Origin of the sequence: Psychrobacillus sp. FSL K6-1267, assembly GCF_038003265.1 — a bacterium.
Lineage (GTDB): Bacteria > Bacillota > Bacilli > Bacillales_A > Planococcaceae > Psychrobacillus > Psychrobacillus faecigallinarum.
Genome location: NZ_JBBOOR010000001.1, coordinates 2,912,079 through 2,934,343, shown reverse-complemented (window position 1 = coordinate 2,934,343; position 22,265 = coordinate 2,912,079). Strand labels below are relative to the sequence as shown.

Sequence of the window (22,265 nt, the reverse complement as noted above, 5' to 3'; positions counted from 1 at the left end):
GATGGCAAAAAAAATGCCTGAAATTGGTGATTACAAATATGGCTTCCACGATAAAGACGTATCCATTTTCCGTTCAAAACGTGGTTTAACGAAAGAAATCGTTGAAGAAATTTCCCGTATGAAGAATGAACCACAATGGATGTTAGACTATCGCTTAAAAGCATTAGAAATTTTCTACTCTAAACCAATGCCACAATGGGGTGGAGATCTAGGTTCATTAAATTTCGATGAAATCACTTATTATGTAAAACCATCAGAACAAACAGAAAAATCATGGGATGAAGTACCTGAAGAAATTAAAGCTACTTTTGATAAATTAGGTATTCCTGAAGCAGAACAAAAATACCTTGCAGGTGTTTCTGCACAGTATGAATCTGAGGTTGTTTACCACAACATGAAGCAAGAACTTGAAGATATGGGAATTGTATTTAAAGATACAGACTCTGCACTTCGTGAAAATGAAGACATCTTCAAAAAACACTGGGGTACAGTAATCCCTTCTTCTGACAACAAATTCTCTGCTCTTAACTCAGCAGTTTGGTCAGGCGGATCATTTATCTATGTACCACCAGGTGTAAAAGTGGATACTCCACTTCAAGCATACTTCCGTATTAACTCAGAAAACATGGGGCAATTCGAACGTACGCTTATCATTGTAGATGAAGGCGCTTCTGTACATTATGTTGAAGGATGTACAGCTCCTGTTTACACAACTAACTCACTTCACAGTGCGGTAGTTGAAATCATCATCAAAAAAGACGCTTATTGCCGTTACACAACAATCCAAAACTGGGCAAACAACGTGTATAACTTAGTTACAAAACGTGCTGTTTGTGATGCTAACGCAACGATGGAATGGATTGATGGTAACATCGGTTCTAAGCTTACTATGAAATATCCAGCTGTTATCCTTAAAGGTGAGGGTGCACGTGGTATGACTCTTTCTATCGCTATCGCTGGTAAAGGTCAACACCAAGATGCTGGTGCTAAAATGATGCATTTAGCTCCAAATACTTCTTCTACGATTGTTTCGAAATCTATTTCTAAACAAGGTGGTAAAGTAACATACCGTGGTATCGTTCATTTTGGACGTAAAGCTACTGGAGCTCGTGCTAATATCGAATGTGATACATTAATCATGGATAATCAGTCTACTTCTGATACAATCCCATACAACGAAATCTTGAACGATAACATTTCTCTAGAGCATGAAGCGAAAGTTTCTAAAGTATCAGAGGAACAGTTATTCTACTTGATGAGTCGTGGACTAAGCGAAGAAGAAGCAACTGAAATGATCGTAATGGGCTTCATCGAGCCATTCACAAAAGAACTTCCAATGGAATATGCGGTAGAAATGAACCGTCTCATCAAGTTCGAGATGGAAGGTAGTATCGGGTAATAAGAAGTTAAGCGTGTCAACTGATTAACGGTGACATATTGTTACATGATACCGATATGATACCAGTTCAGTTGAAAACGCTCATGGCTTCTTGCTTTCTTTCAGTATATAAGTGACCATATGTGTTCGCTGTTTGTTTAATATCATCGTGGCGCATTAACTCTTTTACAAGATAAATGTCTACACCCTTGTTAATCAAATAAGTTGCATATGAGTGTCTTAAATCATGGATACGTAGTTCGGGAAATATCTCTTTAAATTTTTTATAGTAATGTGAATAATGATATGGCGTTGCACCGCCAAAAACATAATATTCATCATTGAATCCGTAGTATTTTACTGCGGATTCTTTTTTTATTTCCTGTAACATTTCTGTTATGAATGGTGGAAAAGGTACATATCCAACACTACCCTGTGTTTTGGGTGATGTCATTATTCTTTTGCTAATATCAAACGTTTTATTAACATGCAACATATTTTCATCGATTTTGATATCATTCCAGGTTAAAGCCATTCCTTCTCCTATACGTAGCCCTGTATAAAATAATAACCTCGTTAATTCCTTGTAATGATGAATATCAACACATACCACTCTTTCTTCAAATTCTTCTCTTCTAATGAAGTTAATACTGGGTCTAACTCTTGCTATGGGCTCTACCATTATCGAAGGATCTACTCTTAAACCATAATATTTCACTGCATGATTTATTAAAATTTTAAAGTTACTGAATACTGTTCTAGCAGTATTAAGAGAATTAAAATTCCCCTCTAAGTATGTTTTAAAGTCCATTACATGATGTGTATTCATATCTTTTACCTTCATATGGCCAAAGAATGGTTTTATATGTTTATTGTATTCATTTGTTCTTCTTCTAATTGTTTTATCTTTATATTTTTTAGATTTAATATTGTGATCAAATAATTCATCAAATGTTATTGCGTCTGTAAAGGCATTTTTAATGTTATATAAAAAATCAGTTTCTGCTTGTATAGCATCTTTTCTTTTTTCAAATCCGCGTTGCATTTTTTGCTTATTTCTCCCGTACATATCTTGATATCGCACTTTGAAATACCAAGTGTTTCTTTCTTTATCCTTATAAACTGGCATATTTAAAACCTTCTCTCATTTATTAGGAACATACGTTCTTTTTTAGGTAAGAATAAAAACGCCTGTTGTGGCGTAAAAACTGCTGTGCTTAAATTGGGAGGATATATAATGGGTCAAAAAAGATATTATAATTACCATGTTTCTTGTATATACCGTATTTATCAAAATAATAATCAATTGATTTTTTGAAATAGCTCTCGGTAACTTCTAAATGAACACACACCTCCTCAATAGTATTTATACCTAGTTCATGGCACTCTATTATTTTACTTAGGGGGACTATTTTTTGATATCCCCACCTTCTAGCAATGTTTTCTAACTTTTGGTTGATTATCCTATCCAAATCGATAATATCCCCATACGTGGTTTCAGAGTGCCCTATTTCTTCTGCCAATACACCATGTTTTTCATAAGCATTTAAACATTTATTAATATATATTTTTTCATTGATACAGAGTCCATCTAATCCTTCTGGCATTTTTGGATCTTCAATAAATGTTAGATGCAAATACTCATGTTGTAATTTCTCGTATAACATTTAATCTCCTCACTTAATCATGCTGATTTTTGATAAAATCAATATAATCTCTAATCGATTTCATTTGTTCTTCAGTAACTTCATCTTTTATATGAGCTGCTAAAGTTTCAACAGAAGAAGTTGTGTTTTCAATTTTAATCCCTAATATACGATCTAGAGATACATTGAAGGTTTCAGCAATCGCTCTTAATACGCGTGTTCTTGGCTCAGTGGTATCAGATTCCCATTTGGAGACCATACCCTTGGTAATCGATAATCCAGTCCTCTTATTTATTCTTTCCGCAAATTCTTCTTGAGATAGCTTATTCTCATTGCGAATTTTCTTTAATTCAGTTCCGATTGAATACATGTCACTACCCCCTAATATTAATTATAGTATATACAAATGTTTCTCTTATGACAACATTTATTATAAAAATGGCAATAAAGTGGTTGACTGTGAAACCTTACCATGTTAAAGTAAAACCACAAAGTTTCTCTTATGAAACCCTACTTTTGAAAGGAGGGATATTTTTGCAAAGTAAAAAGAGAAGCCATGAACCCTATAACAAGTTCAAAATATTGTTAAAGGAAATCAACTTAACACAGGCAGAATTAGCCAAAATACTCAAAATGGATAGGGTTACACTAAACAAAAAAATTAATGGTCATGGTCCAGATTTCAGTGGTAGCGAAATAAGAAGCATCTGTTTGCTATTAAAAATTAGCTCAGACGCTTATTTTATTGACCATAAAGTTTCATAAGTGAAACTCATAGAGAGGAAGCGAAAATATTCCTCTCTAATATCCAAGTTTTATTAAGAGTATTTAGAGGAGGAGGATGTATGGAATCAAATAAGAATTTTTATAACGCGAAAGACGTAAAGGAATTGTTATCTTGTGGATCAATTCGAACAGCACAACTTCGTATTCAGTTAATGAACAAAGAATTGCAAGAAAGGGGCTATTGGATAGAACGAGGGAAAGTTCCTATTAAATTTTTTCATGAAAAATATCCCTTCACCGAGCAATACAAGCGCTATTCGTAAATTAGGTTAACATTCGTAAGTTCTGATTTTTAGATAGGAGGTAAGAGAAATCGAACAACATATATTTACGTTTGGGTGGGATCACCCATATTGGAATAAGTATGCTGTCATTGTATCTAATTCTCCAGAGAGTGCAAGAGAAGCAATGATTGAGGCATATGGCTACCAATGGACTATGCAGTATAGCGGAAAAGAATTTTCTAAAGCTAAATCAAAAGGTTTTTTTTTGAACTTTGCTTCGCTTCCAACTATTTACTGTAACAAACAAGGAGAACGTCAAAAAGACGTCTAGCTTCGAGGAGGAATATAAAACAGTGGAATTACAGGTTATCGAACGTGAGGGAAGACGTGTATTAACCTCTGCGCAAATATCTAAGTCTTTTGAAATGGATACAAAAATATTACTACGTAATTTCCAAAGAAATACTGACCGTTATGAAGAAGGTAAGCACTATTTTGCATTAAACGGGGAAGCGTTAAAGGAGTTTAAAGCTAGTCGTCAACATGACGCCACCCTAAAATTTGCTTCAAGTTTGTATTTATGGACAGAACAAGGAGTTTGGTTATTAGCAAAGTCTCTGAACAGCGATAAAGCATGGAAAGCTTATGAAATGCTAGTAGACAATTATTATCAAATTAAAAAGTTCTTACAATTGCCTGAAGACATCATTCGATCTCAAGGTGAAAAAATAATCGATTTGGAACACAAGGTTGAAAAATATGAAAAGAGGTTGTTGACTATCGAGCAGAACATGATGAATCAAATAACACTTAATTCAGGCGAACAACGTCGTTTACAGAAAGCAGTCGGAGAAAGAGCGTTCGCACTAGAAAAGAATGCTAGTAAACGTGGACAAGTATTTAGAGCCATCTACAGTTCTATCAAGAAACAGTTCAATGTAAAGTCTTATCGGGATGTTAAGCAGCACGAACTGCAGAAGGCAATTCGTTTTGTGGAGAAATGGAATGATTGAGACAATGTCCAAGGTGGTAGAAGATGAAGTTTTTTTGGAAATTATGAAGGAAGAGTCATGTATCGAAGACTGTATAGAAATGATAAAGGTTTACGTAAATCGAGGTAATTATGACTTCGCGAAGGAACGTTGTAAGGACGTACAAAAATCACTGGACAAACTAAGCCAATTACAAAAAAAGTATTCTAGAAATCAAAAGGTACATGAGTTAAATAGTCAAGGTGTCCAAGTAAAGGTGGTGACACGACATGTTTAACAGTCCAGAAGGAGTTTTCATATTTATTTTTTCCATAGCTGCTGCAGTTTCCTTAACTAATCTATGGAACAGTACAGAAGACAATAAAAAAACTGAGCAACTCGGGAAAGTTGGTCAGCGGTTTAAATAAATACATTTAATTAATTTTATAACAGAAGCTTATTCTAGTCAACAATGTCCATTTTTCCGCAATAGAAAAGAGGTAGAACATGACAAATTTATTATTGGACGAGCGACCTTTACTAATAATGCCTAAGCTAGCCGTAATGATAGGTCTTCCAGAATCAATATTTTTACAACAATTACACTACTGGACAGAACACAGCAATAACATTGTACACGGTGAAAAGTGGGTTTATAACAGTTTGAAAGAGTGGCAAAAGCAGTTCCCTTTTTGGAGCGAAAGAACTCTGCATCGCATTATTAAAAGCTTAGAAACAAAGAATTTAATCGTTGCTGGCAATTACAACAAATTAGCAATAGATCGTACGAAATGGTATCGAATAAACTATGAAACTCTTCATAGTTTAGGTTCTAAAAATCCCATTCCACCAAATGGTGAGACGTATAGACAAGTTGGCAATATGGACTTGCCAAAAATGGAAGTTGGTGTAGACAAGTTGGCAACACCATTACCAGAGATTACTTCAGAGATTACTTCAAAGATAAAAAATAATGATTATGATGAACAATCAATCCAAAATGAAAATGTAATTTCATTTTATGAAAGAAACGGATTTGGAACGATAAGTGATTACATTGGACAAAAAATTGGTGCATGGATTGACGATCTATCTGAGGAACTAGTTGTACATGCTTTAAAATTAGCTGTTGAAAATAATGCTAGAAGTTGGAAGTATGCCGAAACCATATTAAGAAATTGGTATAACAAGAACCTTAAAACACTTACCGAAATAGAAGCTGAAAATAAAAGGCGAGAGGAGAATAAGCTGCAAAAACAATACAAATCGAATCGATTTGTAAGAGAAGAAAAGATACCTGCATCTTTTAATCAAGGGGAAACTGAATTGTCCTTGGAAGAGAAAAAACGTATTGATGAAGAACGTGAAAAGCTTTTAAAGGAACTTAATACATGAGTACAAAAGCAACTATCTATGACAATCGACCGAAGTGGATGCAGAAAGAGGACAAGCGTTATGCCTGTCAGACATTCTGTAAGTTCAGTAAAAAATGTACAAGTAACTTAGGGTACACCTGTAAGAAACTTGGAGGAGATGTTATTCCTGTCATTTTATTTCAACAGAAGAGGAAGTAGGTGTATTTATGCATTGTCCAAAATGCGAAGGTACAGAAGTCGCAGACCTTATACAAAACAAAAATACAGATAAGGATTTTAAAATCAAGAAGTGTCATGAATGTAGTTGTGTGTATATGGAATTTAATTTTACTCAGAGTGAAGAGAGCATGTTAACGAGATAAAGGAGGAGAAAAGTTGATGAGAAAACCTATTAAACTTTCTAAAGAATCTGAGAGACAAATTGTTATTCAAGATTTAACTCGATTGGGTATCTATGAGGACAAAAAAGGGGAACCAATTCATTCTTTGAGTTATTTTTCTTTGGTACACCTTTTGGCTATGGAAAAGGCGGTAGGACAATGAACAAACATAATAACTTGTTTTTTACTTGTGATAACTGCAACCATCCAATAATTTTATCAAGGGAAATGGAACTGGGGGTTTTGGATAGGACCACAGCAATTATTTGCCACTGGTGTGAGCATGAAAATACGGATCTAAAAGAACTGAAAGAGTACTCAAAACAGAGCCGAAATTACTTAAGGGCTCAGTAGAGGCTATGAAAAGGGAATTTGCGGTTTATAAGGGCGACGAACTCCTATGTTTTGGTACAGCAAAGGAATGTGCTGCCGTACTAAACGTACAGCCCAAATACATTTCATGGTTAACAACACCCACTGCTAAAAAGAGGCTGGCCAAAAGAAAAAATCCCAATAGATGTTTAACTGCAGAAAAGTTAGATTCTGATGAAGAATAGGACGTACTAGAAACATAAAGCGAAATAAGGAGGGATTTTATTAAATGGATAACGCAAAAATGAAATTTACAGAAGACCAAAAAGCAGTGGTTGAACGCGAAATTAAACAAGCATACAGTGCTATGGCTACTTTACTTGAGTGGGTTAAAACTGATTCCTTGCGTGAGGATATGAAAGAAGCACTACCAAGCTTAGTAGATAGCTATATGAAAACTGTAAAAGAAACCATTGGCTTTACTGGAGAAGAAAGTGAACGTGAAAAAGAAATGACTGAATCCATCGGCCAATACTATCAGAAACAGATTAATGACTTAGAAAAAGCATTGGAAAGCCAACAATCCGTTAGCAGTATATCAGCTATTGTTAAAGTTGCATTCGAAAGAATTGAGAAATGGTGGGATATAGAAGGTTTCAACTACATCCGAGAAAAAGAAATAACAGCTGGTGGAATTGTTAAATTAGAGCTTGGCTTTATGCTTGATTCGTTCACATCATATTATTCAACAACTCCTGTATCAGATAAAGAACAGTTGAAAACGAAAGTTCAATATTTAACGGACCAAGGATTTGAATTTACTCCTAAAAAACGGGGCTACGGATTAGATCTAATCGACAATGACAACAATCGCAAATTGCTTGAAAAAGTAATTAAAACAGCTTTTCCAAGTGCAAGGGTGTGGTCTTACACTAATCATTTAAGAAGTACAAACAATGAACAAGACGACAGATTCATCTTAAGAGGTGTTGAAATGACGATTATCGATTTAAGTGATATTGAAAATCTTCAAATTGAAGAAAAAACCTTTTTGTTTGATGAGGATGACGAATAAAGGAGAATGACAATGGCAGCTAATAAAACAGTACGTGTAACATTTTCGGATTGCGTTATGATGTTTGGTAATTCATACAAACCGTGGGAAATGCAATACGACGAATACATCTGGATGCGTAAAAATAACGATTCACCTGTTGAACTGGTTAGTGTAGAGACTTCGCAATCAAAATGGGTTTCGTGGGGCGGTTTGAAATGGTGCCCCGAAGAAAGATTTCAGCAGCAGTTAAATCGTGAAGGATGTCAAGATAGTGAGCCAGACAATCCAAAACCTCGTAGCTATAGCAAAATGAACTTCGCGCATGATAGTAGAGCGTTTAAGAAAGCAGAGGAACTTTTGAACAGAGCTTCATAAACAGTTCGTAGAGGAGGGCGCTAAATGGAAAATCGTGATTACAAAGTTATATGGAACGCTAGAGGGATGGATTTTAATTATAACGGAACTGAAAAGGTGTGGGCATCGAATGAAGAAGACGTTAGAGAGCGTGCTGTACGTGAAGTGAATCGTAAAATGTGTATCTCTCGCCAATTGATAAATGTTGAAACGGTTGAAGCTGTCTAATGCACAGTTCGTAAATACAGTGTCACAGTTAACCATAAGGTGCAACAAAGAAAGGAAGATGAAAATGAGTTACGTGCCTAAATTTTTCAGAGGTAATCCTATTATTCAACCAGGAGAAACTTACAAGATTGATGGTGAGCTTCACAAAGTAATAACTGCTACTTCACATATCGTTGATTCAAATGCTGACAGTATAGGAATGACAGAACCTTTGTTTTGGCTTGATAACCTTGAAACAAACGAACGTGTATATATAGGTGAGAAAGAATTACAGTCCAAATTTAAAGATATAAGCAACCTGCACTAATGCACATTTGAAACATTATATAAGACAGAGAGGTTGATAAATATGGACGACAAAAAGTTGTTAGAATGGTATAAAAATAATCTTCACGCTTACTTTTGTAGCGATTGCGAGGAAAGATTCCATTTAGAAAGTATCATTAAACCTAATATCGTTCACTGTCCTCATTGTGGCGATAGAACGGTTTCTATAAATAGTGAAAGCTATAAAAAACTTAATTCATAGTTCGTAGAAAATACGTCTTTAAAAGGAGAGCTATATATGGAGCAAGTCACCTTTACAGCTGAAGAATTAAAGCTTATGAGAAGTAATGGAGTTCCAAAAGACGTAGTTTATCAAAGGATATTTACACTACGTTGGGATAGGAATAGCGCCCTGACAACCCCAATAACTAAAGGCAAGGAAAAAGGATATGAAAAATGATGAAGGGTAAAATACAGGATATAGATCGTATTGCAATGATTGATTTGCTAGTTATAATGACTGGCAAAGGTGAAGCCTACTTCTTAGGGATGACAGAAGACCAATTACTAGAGGAATATGATCGTTTAATGGAATAGGAGGAATACTTCGTTTCATGAATTATCACTTATTTGAAGACCTAGATATAAACCTTGTATTCGATGAAGTAGAGATGGCCAGATCAATCAGCTACTGGAATAAAGGTTATTGCATAAAGGTTATTGCATAAAGCTTATTGCAGAAAAATTAAACAGATTGCCGCTAGAAGTAGCACTTCTTGTCATGGATCGTGCAGAGGTTGGAGAACTTAAGCCAAGAAAGACAGGCATTTATGGAATTGAGGAGGCAATCGATGAAAAAATTTGAAGAAGGAAAAGTGTTATTAAACGAACAGGTAACTAATGGAGTAATTATAGTTAAAGACGGAAAAACAGAAGTATTAGGTTGTCCACCTGAAGGATTTGGGAAACAGATAATTACCTGGCAACATGGTAAACCGTCGCATTTTGAAGTCCAATTCAGTAAAAAAATATAACTGCTGTTACTGGAAAAACCAGGACACTTACGAGCTAGAAACAATGCTTGATAAGTGTCCTTTTTTTTATGAAAAGGAGTGAAAACATGAGAACTATGCAAAGTGAATTAATTGAAAAGGGGTTGGCAATTAAGTCTAATATCCCTTCTAGCATTCCAAAAAAGAAAGTGAAGGAAAAGTTAAGCGAAAGAGATCTACAGGAACTAATGGGGAGTAATCGAGTTACATATGTTCGCGGCAAAGGCGGAGCTTATAAACAAAGATAAGGGGGGTGGCGTTTTGAAAGATTTAATAGATGAATATAAAGAAAGCTTAAAGATTACCAGATTCCAACTAAAAGGTATTGAAGTAGAAATTTCTGTAGCAAAAATTAATCTACAAAACGCCCGTGGTCGCCGAGTGACTAATTTGAAAGCCCAAATTGACAGGTTAGAATTTGATAAGTCCACATATAACCAAATGTTATCCAGTTTAAAATACACACTCGAATGGTTAGAAAATGGCCGAAGACCAGGACAGATAAGAGGGATTGAAAAAAAGGATGCCTATTATAATATGCGTCCTTATGATCCTTCAATAATGGAACGCTATATAGAAAATAAACAAGCTAGTATGCCTTGGGATATTGAAAAAGCTGAAAGAATTGTTTTTTCAAAAATGGATGGAGAAATAGTCAAAACAGTGTTAGAAACATTGTCAGAGCGTGAACGGGATGCCTTGCTCATGAGTTTAAATGGAAAATCAATAAGAGAGATTGGATGCATGTTAGAAATGCCTCGTCAAACAGTCCATAACACTATTAAACGAGCAAAAAGAAAAATAGCAGAGATTAAATATAAGGTGTTGGAGGGGGAATCTTTGTGAAGCATGTAATGCCTATACGTAGTAAAGACCAATTAGAGGAGATCAAGAAGATATTAAGAGATCAAAGCGAACGTAATTATATCATGTTTATGATTGGTATCAATGCAGCACTTCGTATCTCTGACATTTTACCATTGCGTGTTCGTGATGTCCGTGGTGAATGCATCTTATTGACTGAACAAAAAACAGGTAATTTGCGAGAAATACCCATTAACACATCTCTACAAAGAGCATTGCGACGATACTTACATGGCAAAAAGGATAATGAAATCCTAATTAAAAGTAGAGAAGGAATCAACGAGCCGATAAGTAGAAGCATGGCGTACAAGATAATAAGAGAAGCTGGTGAACAGGCAGGTGTAATGCGTTTAGGGACCCACACCATGAGAAAAACTTTTGGCTATCATTATTACCAACGAACAAAAGACATCGAGGCTTTACGTAAAATGCTAAATCATAGTGATGCGGATATCACGAGGAGATACATTGGTATCGAGCAAGATTTTATCAAAGAACAGTACTTGAAACATACGAATTTATGAAACCGTAATAGTCTTTTTTTTCCGAATCAATTACCCATAAAATTAACAACGATGAATTGGGGAGAAAATAATATCAAAACATAGTGGCATCAACACTTCAAGAGGCGTGGACGAGTTACACACAATATATAGATATGAGTAATAGAGAAAAAAAGTGGGACACTTGCCAACTATATGTGAGAGAGGTTAGTAATTCAGTGTGCTCAATGAAGGAGATAGATAGACTTCAAATCCTTGTGTCTCTAAGCTTGAAACACTCCTATATAAATCTTGGGTCCTTCCCGAGGGGGGTGGGGCATACGGGGCTAGCGAGCCCCGTAATTCGACCGAAAATAATAAAAAAAAAATACTACGGAATTACGGAATGGAGGGTAAAGAATGGACGGTTTTCGTGAAGATGATGGAAAAGTTTTAACCTCATCGAATCGACTGTGCAGTCTTCTTGAAATTTCCGATAAAACATTAACCAACTGGAAAAGAAAAGGATGTCCTCAGCACAGTAGAGGTTGGTGGGATTTACAACAGGTCATGAAATGGCGAGGGATGATTCAAAGTGGAGATGATCCTGCTGCAAAAAAATCAGCGAACCTTCAACAAAAAAAATTAGAGGCAGAAGTTGCTTATAAAGAAGCACAAGCAGAATTAACTATCATAAAAACCGATTTAGCGAACGGAAAATATATTGATCGTGAAATAGTAGAAGCAGAACTGACTAGATTTTTTATGGTATTTAAAAAGTCTGCAATGTCCTTATCAAGAAAACTATCAAATATTGTAGGTGGATACGTCGAGCCAATTGAAGCACGTCGTGTAGAAAAAGAATTATCCGACACAATCAATGATGCGCTCGAACAAATGAGTGTGGATGGTGTGTATAGTGCAAAGAAACGTAAAAAGTAACTGGCCATCTTTTATAACAAATGCTTTGAAAGCAATGGAGCCACCTGAAAGGCTCATGGTAAGTGAATGGGCGGAGAAACATCGTATATTAGATAGCAAATCAAGTGCCATACCTGGTCCTTGGAGAAATGAAGTTACACCATATTTAAATGAAATTATGGATGAGTTTAATAATATTGAAACCGAAGAAATTATATTTATTAAACCTACTCAAGTAGGTGGAACAGAAGCTTTGCAAAATGCACTTGGTTATATCGTTATGCAAGATCCAAGCCCAACAATGATTGTTTATCCATCAAAAGAGCTTGCTGAAAGTGTATCGAAAAACCGTTTGCGTCCTATGCTTCGACTCTCAAAAGGATTGAGAGAAAAATACTATGATGATAGGTCAGAAGAGTTGGAACTACAATGTGACGGGATGTACATAACACTCGAAGGAGCTAACTCGCCAGCCTCACTTTCTTCTAAGCCGATAAGATATTTATTTATGGATGAAGTAGATAAATACCCTGGAGCATCTAAAAAAGAAGCGGATCCTATCCGACTAGCTAGAGAACGTACCAAAACATTTTCTAATCGCAAAATATTTATCACTTCAACTCCAACTCTGAGAACAGGTCACATTTGGAAAGCAAAAGAGAATGCAGATATTGTTAAACATTTCAAAGTACCCTGTCCACATTGCGGTGAATATATAGAATTGCAGTTTAAACAGGTTAAGTGGCCAAAGAATGATGAAATGTCAGAAACAGATCGTGCTGAGCATGCTTTTTATGCTTGTCAAATGTGCGGAAATATAATTAATGATCGCCATAAAAATCAAATGATTCGATACGGAAAATGGGATGTCGTTGAAAAAAGGACGGAGTTCCCTAGAAAAGTAGCATATTGGATGAACACTTTATACTCTCCATTCGTGAAATTTGGCGAAGTGGCTAAAGAATTCATGTCAACAAAACATGATGCAGAAGCGTTTCAAAACTTTGTAAATAGTTGGCTAGCTGAACCGTGGGAAGATACGAAGTTAAAAACAAATGCTGACATGGTTATGGAAAGACAATCCGAGTACGAAGAATTTGAAGTACCAGATTGGGCGGCATTTTTAACTGGTGGAGTCGATGTACAGGAAACTTCACTTTATTGGACCGTTCGAGCATGGGGACCTTACTTTACGTCCCAAGTAATTGCAAAAGGACAAGTTTTAAGCTTCAAAGAGATTGAAAAAATTATGAACTCAGAGTTTAAGAAAAAGGATGGCGAGGTTTTATTAGTCAATCTAGCTGGAATTGACTCCGGAGACCAAACAGACGATGTTTATGAATTTTGTGCAAGAAATAGTGAATGGGCTATTCCTATCAAAGGTATTGCAGGAGGCCACTCGCATTTCCGTATAAGTACGATTAATAAATCACATTCAAGTGCACACGGAATGCGACTTTTATTAGTAGATGGCGGTAAATATAAAGACATTATTGCTTCACGAATGTCTAAACCAAATGGTGAAGGTAGTTGGATGGTCCATAAAGGGTGCGACTTTGAATATGCGGAGCAAGTCACAGCCGAGCACAAGATTAAAACCAAAGGAGGAAGTGCTGGAATAAAAGAAACATGGGTTCCCAAAACATCACACGCAGACAATCATTACTTGGACTGTGAAGTTTATGCTATGGCAGTCGCCGATGTATTGGGTGTTAGAACATTAAGTCTAATGCAAGACGAAGAAGAACCCGACGAATCTCCAGGAGAACAACAATTAAACGACAGCACGGTTAAATACAATGATGATTGGTTGAAAACCAATGGAAATAACAAATGGTTATAAGAAAGGATAGTGGATAATTTGAACTTGGTTGACCAATTAACACAAGTAAATGATGCAATAGCCGCTATTGAAATTGGAGGGCAAGAATACCAAATAGGGACAAGGAGATTAAAGAGAGCCGATTTATCCTTGCTTTATAAAAGGCAAAAAGAACTTCAAACGCAGATAGCATATGAGGAAGAGGGCGGATTAACGCTAGCTAATACATTTGTCAGCGTATTTGACAGGAGGTAAGTAAATGAATTGGTTAGATCGAACTGTGGGTTGGATTTCTCCTAAAAAAGCATACGAGCGTGCAGCATGGAGAGAATCATTGGATCAATTACGTTCTTATGATGCAGGAACTGACGACCGTTTAAATGCAAATTGGCGTGCAGTTAATAGCACTGCTGAAAATACAGACAAGATGTTCAGGGATAACATACGAGCACGTAGTAGAGATCTTGAACGTAATAGTGACATTTTAGAGAGTGTTGTATTGGCTTTTGAAAGAAACGTAGTAGGTGGTGGATTTAGGCTTCAAGCAAAAACAAAAGATGAAGAAATAAACGATCGCATAGAAAACTTATTTGAAGAATGGACAAAGCCGAACAATTGTGACGTCACTCAACAACAATCTTTCTCAGAAATCTGTCAGATGTTAGTTAGACGTAAAAAGATAGACGGCGGAATCATTATTGTACTTCGTTATATTGACGACGGTATAGTTCCCTTAGCTTTGCAAATGTACGAAGTAGACGATTTAGACACTATGATATCTCCATCAGATAATAAGAAAATTGTAAATGGAATTGAATACAATGAATTTAACAGACCCGTTGCCTATTACTTAAGAAAATACGACATGCATGGTATGTATACTGGTGCTTCTGAAAGGATATTAGCTAAAGACGTCCTTTTCTTATACAAGAAAAAAAGACCATCTCAAATACGAGAAATGAGTGAATTATCCTCTACATTACCTCGTATTCGTGACATGAATCAATATATGGAGGCAGTAAGCGTAAAAGAACGTGTAGCCGCCTTACTTGCAGTACTAATAAAAAGGGTATCACCTGCAGCTGGCGCACCTGGAAGAGGTTCAACTACAACAGATAAAAGGTTTGGTTATTCCGGAAAGTCCTTAACTCCCGGAATGATAATGGAATTGAATCCAGGTGATGATGTATCTGTAGTACAACCGCCTTCGCAAGGCGCAGGGGCTGCAGATTTTGTTCGTTTGCAACAACGTTTGACAGGTAGTGCGCAAGGTATTTCATATGAAGTCACCGCAAGAGATATGAGTCAAGTGAATTATTCAAGTGCTCGTCAAGGCTTACTAGAAGACCAAAAAACGTATCTCATGGAGCAAAAATACTTAATCAGTCATTTTTTAATTCCTGTTTATGAAGCTTTTATAGAGTCAGCGATATTGAAAGGTGAATTAGTAATTAAAGATTTTTACGAGAAAAAGCGTGAGTATTTGGCGCACAAATGGATTGCGCCAGGTATGAAATGGATTGATCCACTGAAAGAAGCAAATGCAAATAAAGTAGCTCTTGCCACAAATCAGACTACTTTAGCAGAGATTGCTGGTTCAACCGGACAAGATTGGAGAGAGTTAATTGAACAAAGAGGACTGGAAATTGAGTACATGATAAAAAAGGGGGTGATTACAAGTGACACAGACAACAAGGCAAAGATCGTCAGCGAAAAAAAAGAGCAAAAATGAGTCTATGAAGCGAAACTTAACCATTGATTTACGTGCTTTGAATGAAGAAAAAAGAACGGTGGAACTGTCTTTCTCTTCTGAAGAGCCATATCAGAGATGGTTTGGTTCAGAGGTATTATCACATGAACCAAATGCAGTTGATTTAAGCCGGTTAAATGACATTGGTGTGGTGTTGTATAACCACAATCGAGACAAGGTTATTGGTCGTATCGACAATGCATGGGTGAAAGATAACCGAGCGTATGCAACGGTAACATTTGATGATGACGACGATTCAGAAATCATTTACTCCAAAGTTAAATCTGGTACTCTACGAGCTGTTTCTGTAGGTTATAAGGTTGATAGTTGGGAAGAAGTATCTGCTGGAAAAAAATCAGCTGATGGACGTCATTTAGGACCATGTAGCGTAGCCTTAAAATGGCAACCCTATGAAATAAGTATTGTTTCTGTACCAGCCGATTCAACTGTAGGTGTTGGCCGAGATTTAGAAGAAGAGGACGACCACACAGAACAATTCGAAAAACGAGATTACTCGTACTACGAAAGTCAAATGTTATTAAATCAAAATTATATTGGGGGCAAATAAAATGACATTAGCACAAAAATTAGCAAGACAACAAGAGATTATCAATAAAGCGAAAGCAGAGGGGCAAAGAGCTCTATCAACCGAGGAACAACGTGAATTCGATGAACTTCAAACAGACATAGATGCAATGCGTAGTGCATCTAACAACCATCTACCTTCTAAAGAGGATAACAGCCGTGCAATTGAAGCTGAACGAGAACGTGCTGCCGAAATTACCACTCTATGTAGAGAATTTGGTATTGAATCAGATGAATATATTCGTGGAGGACAATCTGTAGATGAAGTTCGCAAATTTATCTTAGAAAAAGAAATGAAAGCTCGTAAACCGCAATCATCTGGAGTGCAAATGGGGATGGATGAGCGCGATAAATTCCGTGATGCAGCATCTCAAGGTTTAGCTTTACGTGTAGGCGTAGGCATTGGAAAACTTGTAGAGGGTTCTAATGAACTTCGAAACCTATCTTTAAAAGAACTAGCAAAAGAATCTTTGCGTTTAGAAGGAGTAGAAAATGCTTATCGACTAAGCGAAGATGATTTATTACGCCAACATTTAACACCAACTTCACTGTTTACAAACATTATTGATATGACAGCTCGTCAAGTATTTGAAAAAGCTTATACGGAAGCACAAACTACGTATCAAGAATGGACTAAACGTGGAACATTAACGGATTTCAGACCAACTAAAGCATATCAAGTAGGAACGGCAGGAGAGCTTCTATTAGTACCGGAAACAGGTGAATTGAAGCATGATAATCCTAACGGTGCTGAAGGTCCAACACGTCAATTATTAACTTTTGGTCGTCAGTTCAGCATGTCACGTCAAGCATTCATTAATGATGATGTTAGCTTCATTGAAACATTGCCAGCTATGTACGCACAGTCTGCACGTCTTGGAATCAACCGATTAGTTTATCAAACACTAGCAAAAAATCCAGCTATTTGGGATGGTAAAACATTATTTCATAAGGACCATGGAAACCTTGCACCTACAGGTGGTGTACCAAGTGTAGCGACTTTATCAGAAGCTCGTCGTCTATTAAGAAAGCAAAAGGCAGCGGGTGGAGATGTAAATCTAAATATTCCAGCTCGTTTCATGCTGGTACCTACTTCATTAGAAACGTCTGCTGGTCAATTAGTTGGTTCACAAGTAGATCCATCGCAAGCAAATCCAAATATCCAAAATCCTTTCTATAACCAATTTACAGTTATTTCAGATGCAGAACTTGACGATGCTAGCGTAAATGGCGAAAAAGAATGGTATGTTACTGCAGATAAATTAAGATCTCCTATTCAAGTTGATTTCTTAAATGGTCAAGATATGCCAACAATTGTAATGAAACAAGCGCCTGCAGGTCAACTTGGATTCATCTGGGATATTTATATGGACTATGGTGTTACTGTAGTCGATTATCGTACAGCAGTAAAAAATAGCGGACAATAAGAAGGAGGAACTAAACCATGACTAAATATGTACAACGTGGTGAAACAATCGATTATACAAATGCTAGTGCAAGCAAAATTGCTGCAGGAGAAGTCGTAAAACTAACGAATCTCATTGGCATCGCTTCTACAGATATTCCAGTAGGTTCAGTAGGAGCTTTAAATGTTATTGGTGTCTATGATATTCCAGCGGTGAATACAGAAGCTTTTACGGTAGGACAAGCCGTTTATTTTAAGGATGGTAAAGTTCAATCCAATGAAACTGATGCAGTACCAGCCGGATGGGTGATTTCACCAAAAGCAACCGCAGGGACAGTTGCTAGAGTAAAAATAGGATAAGGGAGGGCTATTAAATGGCAAAAATATTACTAGCTATTACTCATGTAACAATTGGCGGTCGTATCCTTCCTCCAGGAGAAAAGTTTTCGGCAGAAGATGATTATGCAAAAAAATTGATTGAATCAAAATCTGCAAAGCTTTTCAAAGAAACAGAGACCAAACGACATAAAGACTCTGGGCTTGAAGATATGACTGTTAAAGAATTATTAGAATTCGCAGAGCAGAAGGAAATAGAATTAAAGTCTAAAGACAAAAAAACAATATTAATTGAACTGGCTGAGGCTGGTGTGACAGAAATTGAAAACATTTAAAGATTATCTAAACGAAGATATTCAAGGTGTATTTATAAATCCAAATGAATTCGCAGAATTTCATTTGCTTGATGGTATATCTATTTCAATGGTAATAGAAAAAGAAACTGTTGATTCAAAAACAGGCCTAGGGCAAGAATACGAAGACGCAACACAAGGTATCTTCGAAACTGTTATTGTACTTAGTTTGAAAGCAGCCGATTATAAAAAACCTCTAGTTGGAGCTAAAGTTAGACTAGACGGGAAACACTACTATGTAATAAATGCCTTTGAAGACTATGGAATGCTTACAATAAAGTTAGGCGCTAACGAAAGCTAGGTGTGTTTATATGATAGAGCTAAGAGTCGAACACATTGAAAATTTACAAAGAATTCTAGGAAATACTCCTCGACAAATACCTATTGTCACTGCTAGAGCTATCAATCGTGCTGCAGAAGCAGCACGAACCCAAGCAGGGAGATCCGTAAGAGAAACATATGTAGTGAAACAAAAAGATGTTGTTAGCACTATTAAAGTAAAAAAGGCTACGGCCAACAATCTTAATGCAGATATACGTTCTAAAGGGTCTGTATTAAAATTAATGGCTTTTAGAGTCACTCCCGGTAAACCTCAACCAGGAAGAAAGAAAAACATTAATGTAAGTGTCAAAAAAGGATCAAAAAAGACTATTTCTAACAGTTTTGTAGCTCAAACTGGTAATGGGCATGTGAATGTTTTTACTCGAGTATCGAGTAAAAGACTTCCAATCCGTGGACACTACGGCCCTTCAGTACCTCAAATGATAGGCAGTGAATCAGTTATTGAATTTGTGGAGAATAGAGCAGGAGAGGTTTTAGACACACGACTACACCATGAAATTAGTCGTCTTATAGGAGGGAATTAATGAATGCAATAGTGCTTGTAGATGATTTAGTAAAGCATATTCAAGAAATAATCAAGGAATATGATCTAACTACAAAAGTTGAGGGTTTTAATAAAAGTCCTTCTGTATATGCTGGTTATCTTCCTCCCAAAGAAGACAACAACGGTGAGTTAACTCCAAATGATTATCCATTTGTAATTGTTCGCTTTTTGACAGACGATGACAACATTGATTCCGAAGATATGCTAGCTATTAGGTTAGTTATTGGAACACACAGTGAAGATGATCAAAATGGTTGGAGAGATGTTGTTAATGTTGCTTCTAGAATTAAAATTGGAATAATGGAAAAGCGAATATTTGGCCCTTTTGTTCTTACTGGAAAGATACAAACGGAATTATTCGAAGAGCAACTAAGACCGTTTTGGCATGGAATTATGGATTTAAATTTTAATGCACCTCAAATACAAAGTGAAGTGGAGTGGTAATTTTGAGTACGAAAGCAATTAAAAATTCATCAGACAAAACAATTGCTTCTGAAGTAGTAGCAAAAGAAGAAGTGATTGATAGTAACGTAGATTTAAATCTAATTGAAGAAGTAAATGAAAAAACAGTACCTAGTGAAGAAGGTGCTGTTTTTATTTATTGCGGGCCTACAAACAACTATTTATCTAGATACACTTCGTTTAGAAATGGATATCCAATACATCTAAAAGAACACTTTGAAAAGCTTCCAACACTCAAGGCGTTATTTATCGAGCCTAAGAATTTTGCAGAATTTGAGCAAAATGTAGCACAGCCGGATACGATTGAAAATATTTACTTTGTAGAAGCAAAAAAATATTTTAGTAAGGTGGTGAATAAATAATGGCTTATGAACATGGCGTAAAAGCTTCAGAAGTAGCAACTTCCATATTTGCACCTGTTGAAGCAACCGCAGGGCTACAGGTGGTTGTAGGGACAGCACCAATCAATTTAGCGAAAACAGCAGAGTATGTGAATAAGCCTCTCTTAGCATATTCTTTTGCAGAAGCTGTAGAAGGACTAGGATACTCAGATGATTGGGAGAATTACACACTATGTGAAGCTATGGATAGTGCATTTAGATTGTATGGTGTAGCACCAGTAGTATTCATAAATGTGTTAGATCCATCTAAACATATCTCAAAAGAAACAAAGGATGTAACTATTGTAAACAAAAAAGCTGTTTTAAAAGAAAAAGGTATATTACTTGATACCTTAGAAGTAAAGCTGACTGGTGTTGGAGATGCGCTAGCCTCATTAATGGATTATATCGCTACTTTTGATAATGATGGAAATGTCAATATTGTTATAGTTCCTACTGGTAAAATTCCCACATCTCAAACTACTTTATCTGTTTCTTATACTAAAATTGATGTTTCATTAGTAACTGATTTAGAAATCATCGGAGGAGTAGATATCAATACAGGAGCTTCGACTGGTTTAGAACTAATTAATTCGGTATTTCCTAAGTTTGGTCTTATTCCAGGTCAAATTGTGATACCTAAATACAGCACAAATCCTATGGTTGAAGCAATAATGAAAGCCAAAGCAGGAAATATTAATTCCTATTTTAAAGCCATGGCATTAACAGATATTGATACTACTGAAGCTAATACTTATACGAAAGTATCTGAATGGAAAAATCAAAACAACTATACCTCTCCAAATGAAGTTGCTTGTTGGCCAAAAGTTGCATTAGGGGATAAGGTATATCATTTATCAACACAATTAGCTAGTTTAGCTGCATTAACAGATTCTAAGTTTGATGATGTTCCTTATGTTAGCCCATCAAATCAAAGCCTCCAAATGAATAAAGCTGTTTTAGACGATGGTACCGAAGTCAACCTTGGTCCTGACCAAGCAGCATATCTAAATGGACAAGGTATTTTCACTACCCTGAATTTTATCGGAGGATATAAAGGATGGGGTAATAGAACGGCAGCTTATCCATCGATAACCGATGTAAAGGATTCATTTATCCCAGTTCGTCGAATGCATAATTGGATTGCTAACTCTATCATTCTTAGCACTTGGCAAAAAGTAGATGGACCAATTAACCGAACCTTAATAGATTCTATTGTAGACAGTCTTAACATTTGGTTTAACGGCTTAACGTCTGACGGCGCTTTAGTTGGAGGTCGAGTGGAATTTAGAAAAGAAGACAATCCGAACGTAGCATTGCTAGACGGAAATGTCCGTTACCGCGTATTTTTGGCGGAACCGACACCAGGAAGAAACATTGAATTTGTTTTAGAGTTCGATGCAACATATTACAACCGACTATTCGGATAATAAGAGAGGGGCATAAATAACCATGATTATTCCTGAAAAATTAAATGATTTCCGGGTATTCGTATCCGGTTCACCAGATTTAAAGGGGGTTGCAGACTTGCAACTCCCTTCTTTTGATGCAATGACTGAAACAATAAACGGAGCAGGTATGTCAGGGGAATACGAGTCTGTTTCTTTTGGGCATTTTCAAAGTATGAAATTTACAATCAACTGGAGAACGCTGAGTGATGAAATAAGCGAATTTTTGAGACCTGAATCTATCCATATCGACTGCCGTTTAGCTAATCAGGAATATGATTCAACTTCAGGTAAACATAAATTCAAGGCAAATCGTGTAATCGTAAAAGGACATGTAACAAAAAATGACTTAGGTAAAGCAGCTAAAGGATCTCCTTACGATGCTTCATCGGAAATTGAAGTTCTATATATCAAAGTAGAACGAGAAGGTAAAACATTAGTGGAATTGGACAAAATAAATTACATCTACGTAGTAGATGGCGTAGATTATAATCAAAAAATTAGAGAAGCATTAGGAATGTAAATAGAGGAGGGAAATAG

37 protein-coding genes are annotated in these 22,265 nt (G+C 36.2%); 34 read left to right on the top strand and 3 right to left on the bottom strand.

Features of this window, described 5'->3' with window-relative positions:
- Position 1: 1 nt before the first annotated feature.
- A complete protein-coding gene (sufB, locus tag MHB55_RS15135) occupies positions 2-1,399 on the top strand; it encodes a Fe-S cluster assembly protein SufB (protein WP_144538648.1) in 1,398 nt (465 codons plus the stop codon).
- A gap of 67 nt (positions 1,400-1,466) precedes the next feature.
- On the opposite strand, the gene MHB55_RS15130 is transcribed toward sufB, so the two are convergent.
- The 3 genes from MHB55_RS15130 to MHB55_RS15120 all read right to left on the bottom strand — a co-directional run bounded on the left by MHB55_RS15130 (position 1,467) and on the right by MHB55_RS15120 (position 3,394).
- Positions 1,467-2,507, bottom strand: a complete 1,041-nt coding sequence (locus MHB55_RS15130) for a site-specific integrase (RefSeq protein ID WP_340863554.1) — start codon at positions 2,505-2,507, stop codon at positions 1,467-1,469.
- 88 nt (positions 2,508-2,595) lie between these two features.
- Complete coding sequence (locus tag MHB55_RS15125) at positions 2,596-3,045, bottom strand: ImmA/IrrE family metallo-endopeptidase (protein WP_340863553.1); 450 nt, start codon at positions 3,043-3,045, stop codon at positions 2,596-2,598.
- Positions 3,046-3,058: 13 nt separating this feature from the next.
- Complete coding sequence (locus tag MHB55_RS15120) at positions 3,059-3,394, bottom strand: helix-turn-helix domain-containing protein (RefSeq protein WP_340863551.1); 336 nt, start codon at positions 3,392-3,394, stop codon at positions 3,059-3,061.
- Positions 3,395-3,558: 164 nt separating this feature from the next.
- Here MHB55_RS15120 and MHB55_RS15115 point away from each other — a divergent pair, with 164 nt between their 5' ends.
- From MHB55_RS15115 to MHB55_RS14955, 33 genes are all read left to right on the top strand, one after another.
- Positions 3,559-3,789, top strand: coding sequence for a helix-turn-helix transcriptional regulator (locus tag MHB55_RS15115; RefSeq protein ID WP_340863550.1), 231 nt, complete (start codon positions 3,559-3,561; stop codon positions 3,787-3,789).
- Positions 3,790-3,869: 80 nt separating this feature from the next.
- Positions 3,870-4,073, top strand: coding sequence for a hypothetical protein (locus tag MHB55_RS15110; protein WP_340863549.1), 204 nt, complete (start codon positions 3,870-3,872; stop codon positions 4,071-4,073).
- 314 nt (positions 4,074-4,387) lie between these two features.
- On the top strand, positions 4,388-5,047 hold the full coding sequence (locus MHB55_RS15105) for an ORF6N domain-containing protein (RefSeq protein WP_340863548.1): 660 nt from the start codon (positions 4,388-4,390) through the stop codon (positions 5,045-5,047).
- Positions 5,040-5,303, top strand: coding sequence for a hypothetical protein (locus MHB55_RS15100; RefSeq protein ID WP_340863547.1), 264 nt, complete (start codon positions 5,040-5,042; stop codon positions 5,301-5,303). Before MHB55_RS15105 ends, MHB55_RS15100 begins: the two co-directional genes overlap by 8 nt.
- Positions 5,296-5,433 carry a hypothetical protein gene (locus MHB55_RS15095; RefSeq protein ID WP_340863546.1) on the top strand — a complete coding sequence of 46 codons (138 nt, stop codon included), beginning with the start codon at positions 5,296-5,298 and terminating at the stop codon, positions 5,431-5,433. Before MHB55_RS15100 ends, MHB55_RS15095 begins: the two co-directional genes overlap by 8 nt.
- Before the next feature lie 79 nt (positions 5,434-5,512).
- On the top strand, positions 5,513-6,400 hold the full coding sequence (locus MHB55_RS15090; protein ID WP_340863545.1) for a DnaD domain-containing protein: 888 nt from the start codon (positions 5,513-5,515) through the stop codon (positions 6,398-6,400).
- On the top strand, positions 6,397-6,579 hold the full coding sequence (locus MHB55_RS15085) for a hypothetical protein (protein ID WP_340863544.1): 183 nt from the start codon (positions 6,397-6,399) through the stop codon (positions 6,577-6,579). Before MHB55_RS15090 ends, MHB55_RS15085 begins: the two co-directional genes overlap by 4 nt.
- A gap of 180 nt (positions 6,580-6,759) precedes the next feature.
- Positions 6,760-6,924, top strand: a complete 165-nt coding sequence (locus MHB55_RS15080; RefSeq protein ID WP_340863543.1) for a hypothetical protein — start codon at positions 6,760-6,762, stop codon at positions 6,922-6,924.
- Positions 6,925-7,362: 438 nt separating this feature from the next.
- Complete coding sequence (locus MHB55_RS15075; protein WP_340863542.1) at positions 7,363-8,148, top strand: hypothetical protein; 786 nt, start codon at positions 7,363-7,365, stop codon at positions 8,146-8,148.
- Between the two features lie 12 nt (positions 8,149-8,160).
- Complete coding sequence (locus MHB55_RS15070; RefSeq protein ID WP_340863541.1) at positions 8,161-8,505, top strand: spore protein H; 345 nt, start codon at positions 8,161-8,163, stop codon at positions 8,503-8,505.
- 24 nt (positions 8,506-8,529) lie between these two features.
- Entirely contained in the window at positions 8,530-8,712 is a 183-nt protein-coding gene (locus MHB55_RS15065; protein ID WP_340863540.1) for a hypothetical protein, read from the top strand.
- 64 nt (positions 8,713-8,776) lie between these two features.
- The gene (locus MHB55_RS15060) at positions 8,777-9,019 is read left to right on the top strand and encodes a hypothetical protein (RefSeq protein WP_340863539.1); all 243 of its coding nucleotides are present in this window, start codon (positions 8,777-8,779) and stop codon (positions 9,017-9,019) included.
- A gap of 258 nt (positions 9,020-9,277) precedes the next feature.
- Positions 9,278-9,439, top strand: coding sequence for a hypothetical protein (locus MHB55_RS15055; RefSeq protein WP_340863538.1), 162 nt, complete (start codon positions 9,278-9,280; stop codon positions 9,437-9,439).
- Positions 9,436-9,576, top strand: a complete 141-nt coding sequence (locus MHB55_RS15050) for a hypothetical protein (protein ID WP_340863537.1) — start codon at positions 9,436-9,438, stop codon at positions 9,574-9,576. The genes MHB55_RS15055 and MHB55_RS15050 overlap by 4 nt, the downstream gene beginning before the upstream one ends.
- A gap of 109 nt (positions 9,577-9,685) precedes the next feature.
- Complete coding sequence (locus tag MHB55_RS15045; protein ID WP_340863536.1) at positions 9,686-9,844, top strand: hypothetical protein; 159 nt, start codon at positions 9,686-9,688, stop codon at positions 9,842-9,844.
- Positions 9,831-10,013 carry a DUF3954 domain-containing protein gene (locus MHB55_RS15040; protein WP_340863535.1) on the top strand — a complete coding sequence of 61 codons (183 nt, stop codon included), beginning with the start codon at positions 9,831-9,833 and terminating at the stop codon, positions 10,011-10,013. The genes MHB55_RS15045 and MHB55_RS15040 overlap by 14 nt, the downstream gene beginning before the upstream one ends.
- Positions 10,014-10,099: 86 nt before the next feature.
- The gene (locus tag MHB55_RS15035) at positions 10,100-10,279 is read left to right on the top strand and encodes a hypothetical protein (RefSeq protein ID WP_340863534.1); all 180 of its coding nucleotides are present in this window, start codon (positions 10,100-10,102) and stop codon (positions 10,277-10,279) included.
- 13 nt (positions 10,280-10,292) lie between these two features.
- Positions 10,293-10,877, top strand: coding sequence for a sigma factor-like helix-turn-helix DNA-binding protein (locus tag MHB55_RS15030; protein ID WP_340863533.1), 585 nt, complete (start codon positions 10,293-10,295; stop codon positions 10,875-10,877).
- Positions 10,874-11,419 carry a site-specific integrase gene (locus MHB55_RS15025; protein ID WP_340863532.1) on the top strand — a complete coding sequence of 182 codons (546 nt, stop codon included), beginning with the start codon at positions 10,874-10,876 and terminating at the stop codon, positions 11,417-11,419. Before MHB55_RS15030 ends, MHB55_RS15025 begins: the two co-directional genes overlap by 4 nt.
- 378 nt (positions 11,420-11,797) lie before the next feature.
- Positions 11,798-12,319: a hypothetical protein gene (locus tag MHB55_RS15020; protein ID WP_340863531.1), complete on the top strand. Its 522-nt coding sequence runs from the start codon at positions 11,798-11,800 to the stop codon at positions 12,317-12,319.
- Positions 12,297-14,141, top strand: coding sequence for a phage terminase large subunit family protein (locus MHB55_RS15015; protein ID WP_340863530.1), 1,845 nt, complete (start codon positions 12,297-12,299; stop codon positions 14,139-14,141). The genes MHB55_RS15020 and MHB55_RS15015 overlap by 23 nt, the downstream gene beginning before the upstream one ends.
- 18 nt (positions 14,142-14,159) lie before the next feature.
- Positions 14,160-14,375, top strand: coding sequence for a peptidylprolyl isomerase (locus tag MHB55_RS15010; RefSeq protein ID WP_340863529.1), 216 nt, complete (start codon positions 14,160-14,162; stop codon positions 14,373-14,375).
- A 4-nt stretch (positions 14,376-14,379) separates the two neighbouring features.
- Complete coding sequence (locus MHB55_RS15005) at positions 14,380-15,852, top strand: phage portal protein (protein ID WP_340863528.1); 1,473 nt, start codon at positions 14,380-14,382, stop codon at positions 15,850-15,852.
- Positions 15,800-16,438, top strand: coding sequence for an HK97 family phage prohead protease (locus MHB55_RS15000; RefSeq protein WP_340863527.1), 639 nt, complete (start codon positions 15,800-15,802; stop codon positions 16,436-16,438). Before MHB55_RS15005 ends, MHB55_RS15000 begins: the two co-directional genes overlap by 53 nt.
- Position 16,439: 1 nt before the next feature.
- Complete coding sequence (locus tag MHB55_RS14995; protein WP_340863526.1) at positions 16,440-17,882, top strand: phage major capsid protein; 1,443 nt, start codon at positions 16,440-16,442, stop codon at positions 17,880-17,882.
- Positions 17,883-17,899: 17 nt separating this feature from the next.
- Positions 17,900-18,220, top strand: coding sequence for a DUF2190 family protein (locus MHB55_RS14990; RefSeq protein WP_340863525.1), 321 nt, complete (start codon positions 17,900-17,902; stop codon positions 18,218-18,220).
- 14 nt (positions 18,221-18,234) lie between these two features.
- Entirely contained in the window at positions 18,235-18,531 is a 297-nt protein-coding gene (locus MHB55_RS14985; protein ID WP_340863524.1) for a hypothetical protein, read from the top strand.
- Complete coding sequence (locus MHB55_RS14980; RefSeq protein ID WP_340863523.1) at positions 18,518-18,850, top strand: hypothetical protein; 333 nt, start codon at positions 18,518-18,520, stop codon at positions 18,848-18,850. The genes MHB55_RS14985 and MHB55_RS14980 overlap by 14 nt, the downstream gene beginning before the upstream one ends.
- A gap of 10 nt (positions 18,851-18,860) precedes the next feature.
- Positions 18,861-19,415: a phage tail protein gene (locus MHB55_RS14975; RefSeq protein ID WP_340863522.1), complete on the top strand. Its 555-nt coding sequence runs from the start codon at positions 18,861-18,863 to the stop codon at positions 19,413-19,415.
- Entirely contained in the window at positions 19,415-19,879 is a 465-nt protein-coding gene (locus MHB55_RS14970; protein ID WP_340863521.1) for a hypothetical protein, read from the top strand. Before MHB55_RS14975 ends, MHB55_RS14970 begins: the two co-directional genes overlap by 1 nt.
- 2 nt (positions 19,880-19,881) lie before the next feature.
- Positions 19,882-20,259 (top strand): hypothetical protein, encoded by a 378-nt coding sequence (locus MHB55_RS14965; protein WP_340863520.1) that lies wholly within the window; start codon positions 19,882-19,884, stop codon positions 20,257-20,259.
- Entirely contained in the window at positions 20,259-21,707 is a 1,449-nt protein-coding gene (locus MHB55_RS14960) for a phage tail sheath family protein (RefSeq protein ID WP_340863519.1), read from the top strand. The genes MHB55_RS14965 and MHB55_RS14960 overlap by 1 nt, the downstream gene beginning before the upstream one ends.
- Before the next feature lie 22 nt (positions 21,708-21,729).
- Positions 21,730-22,248, top strand: coding sequence for a phage major tail tube protein (locus MHB55_RS14955; RefSeq protein WP_340863518.1), 519 nt, complete (start codon positions 21,730-21,732; stop codon positions 22,246-22,248).
- Positions 22,249-22,265 lie beyond the last annotated feature (17 nt).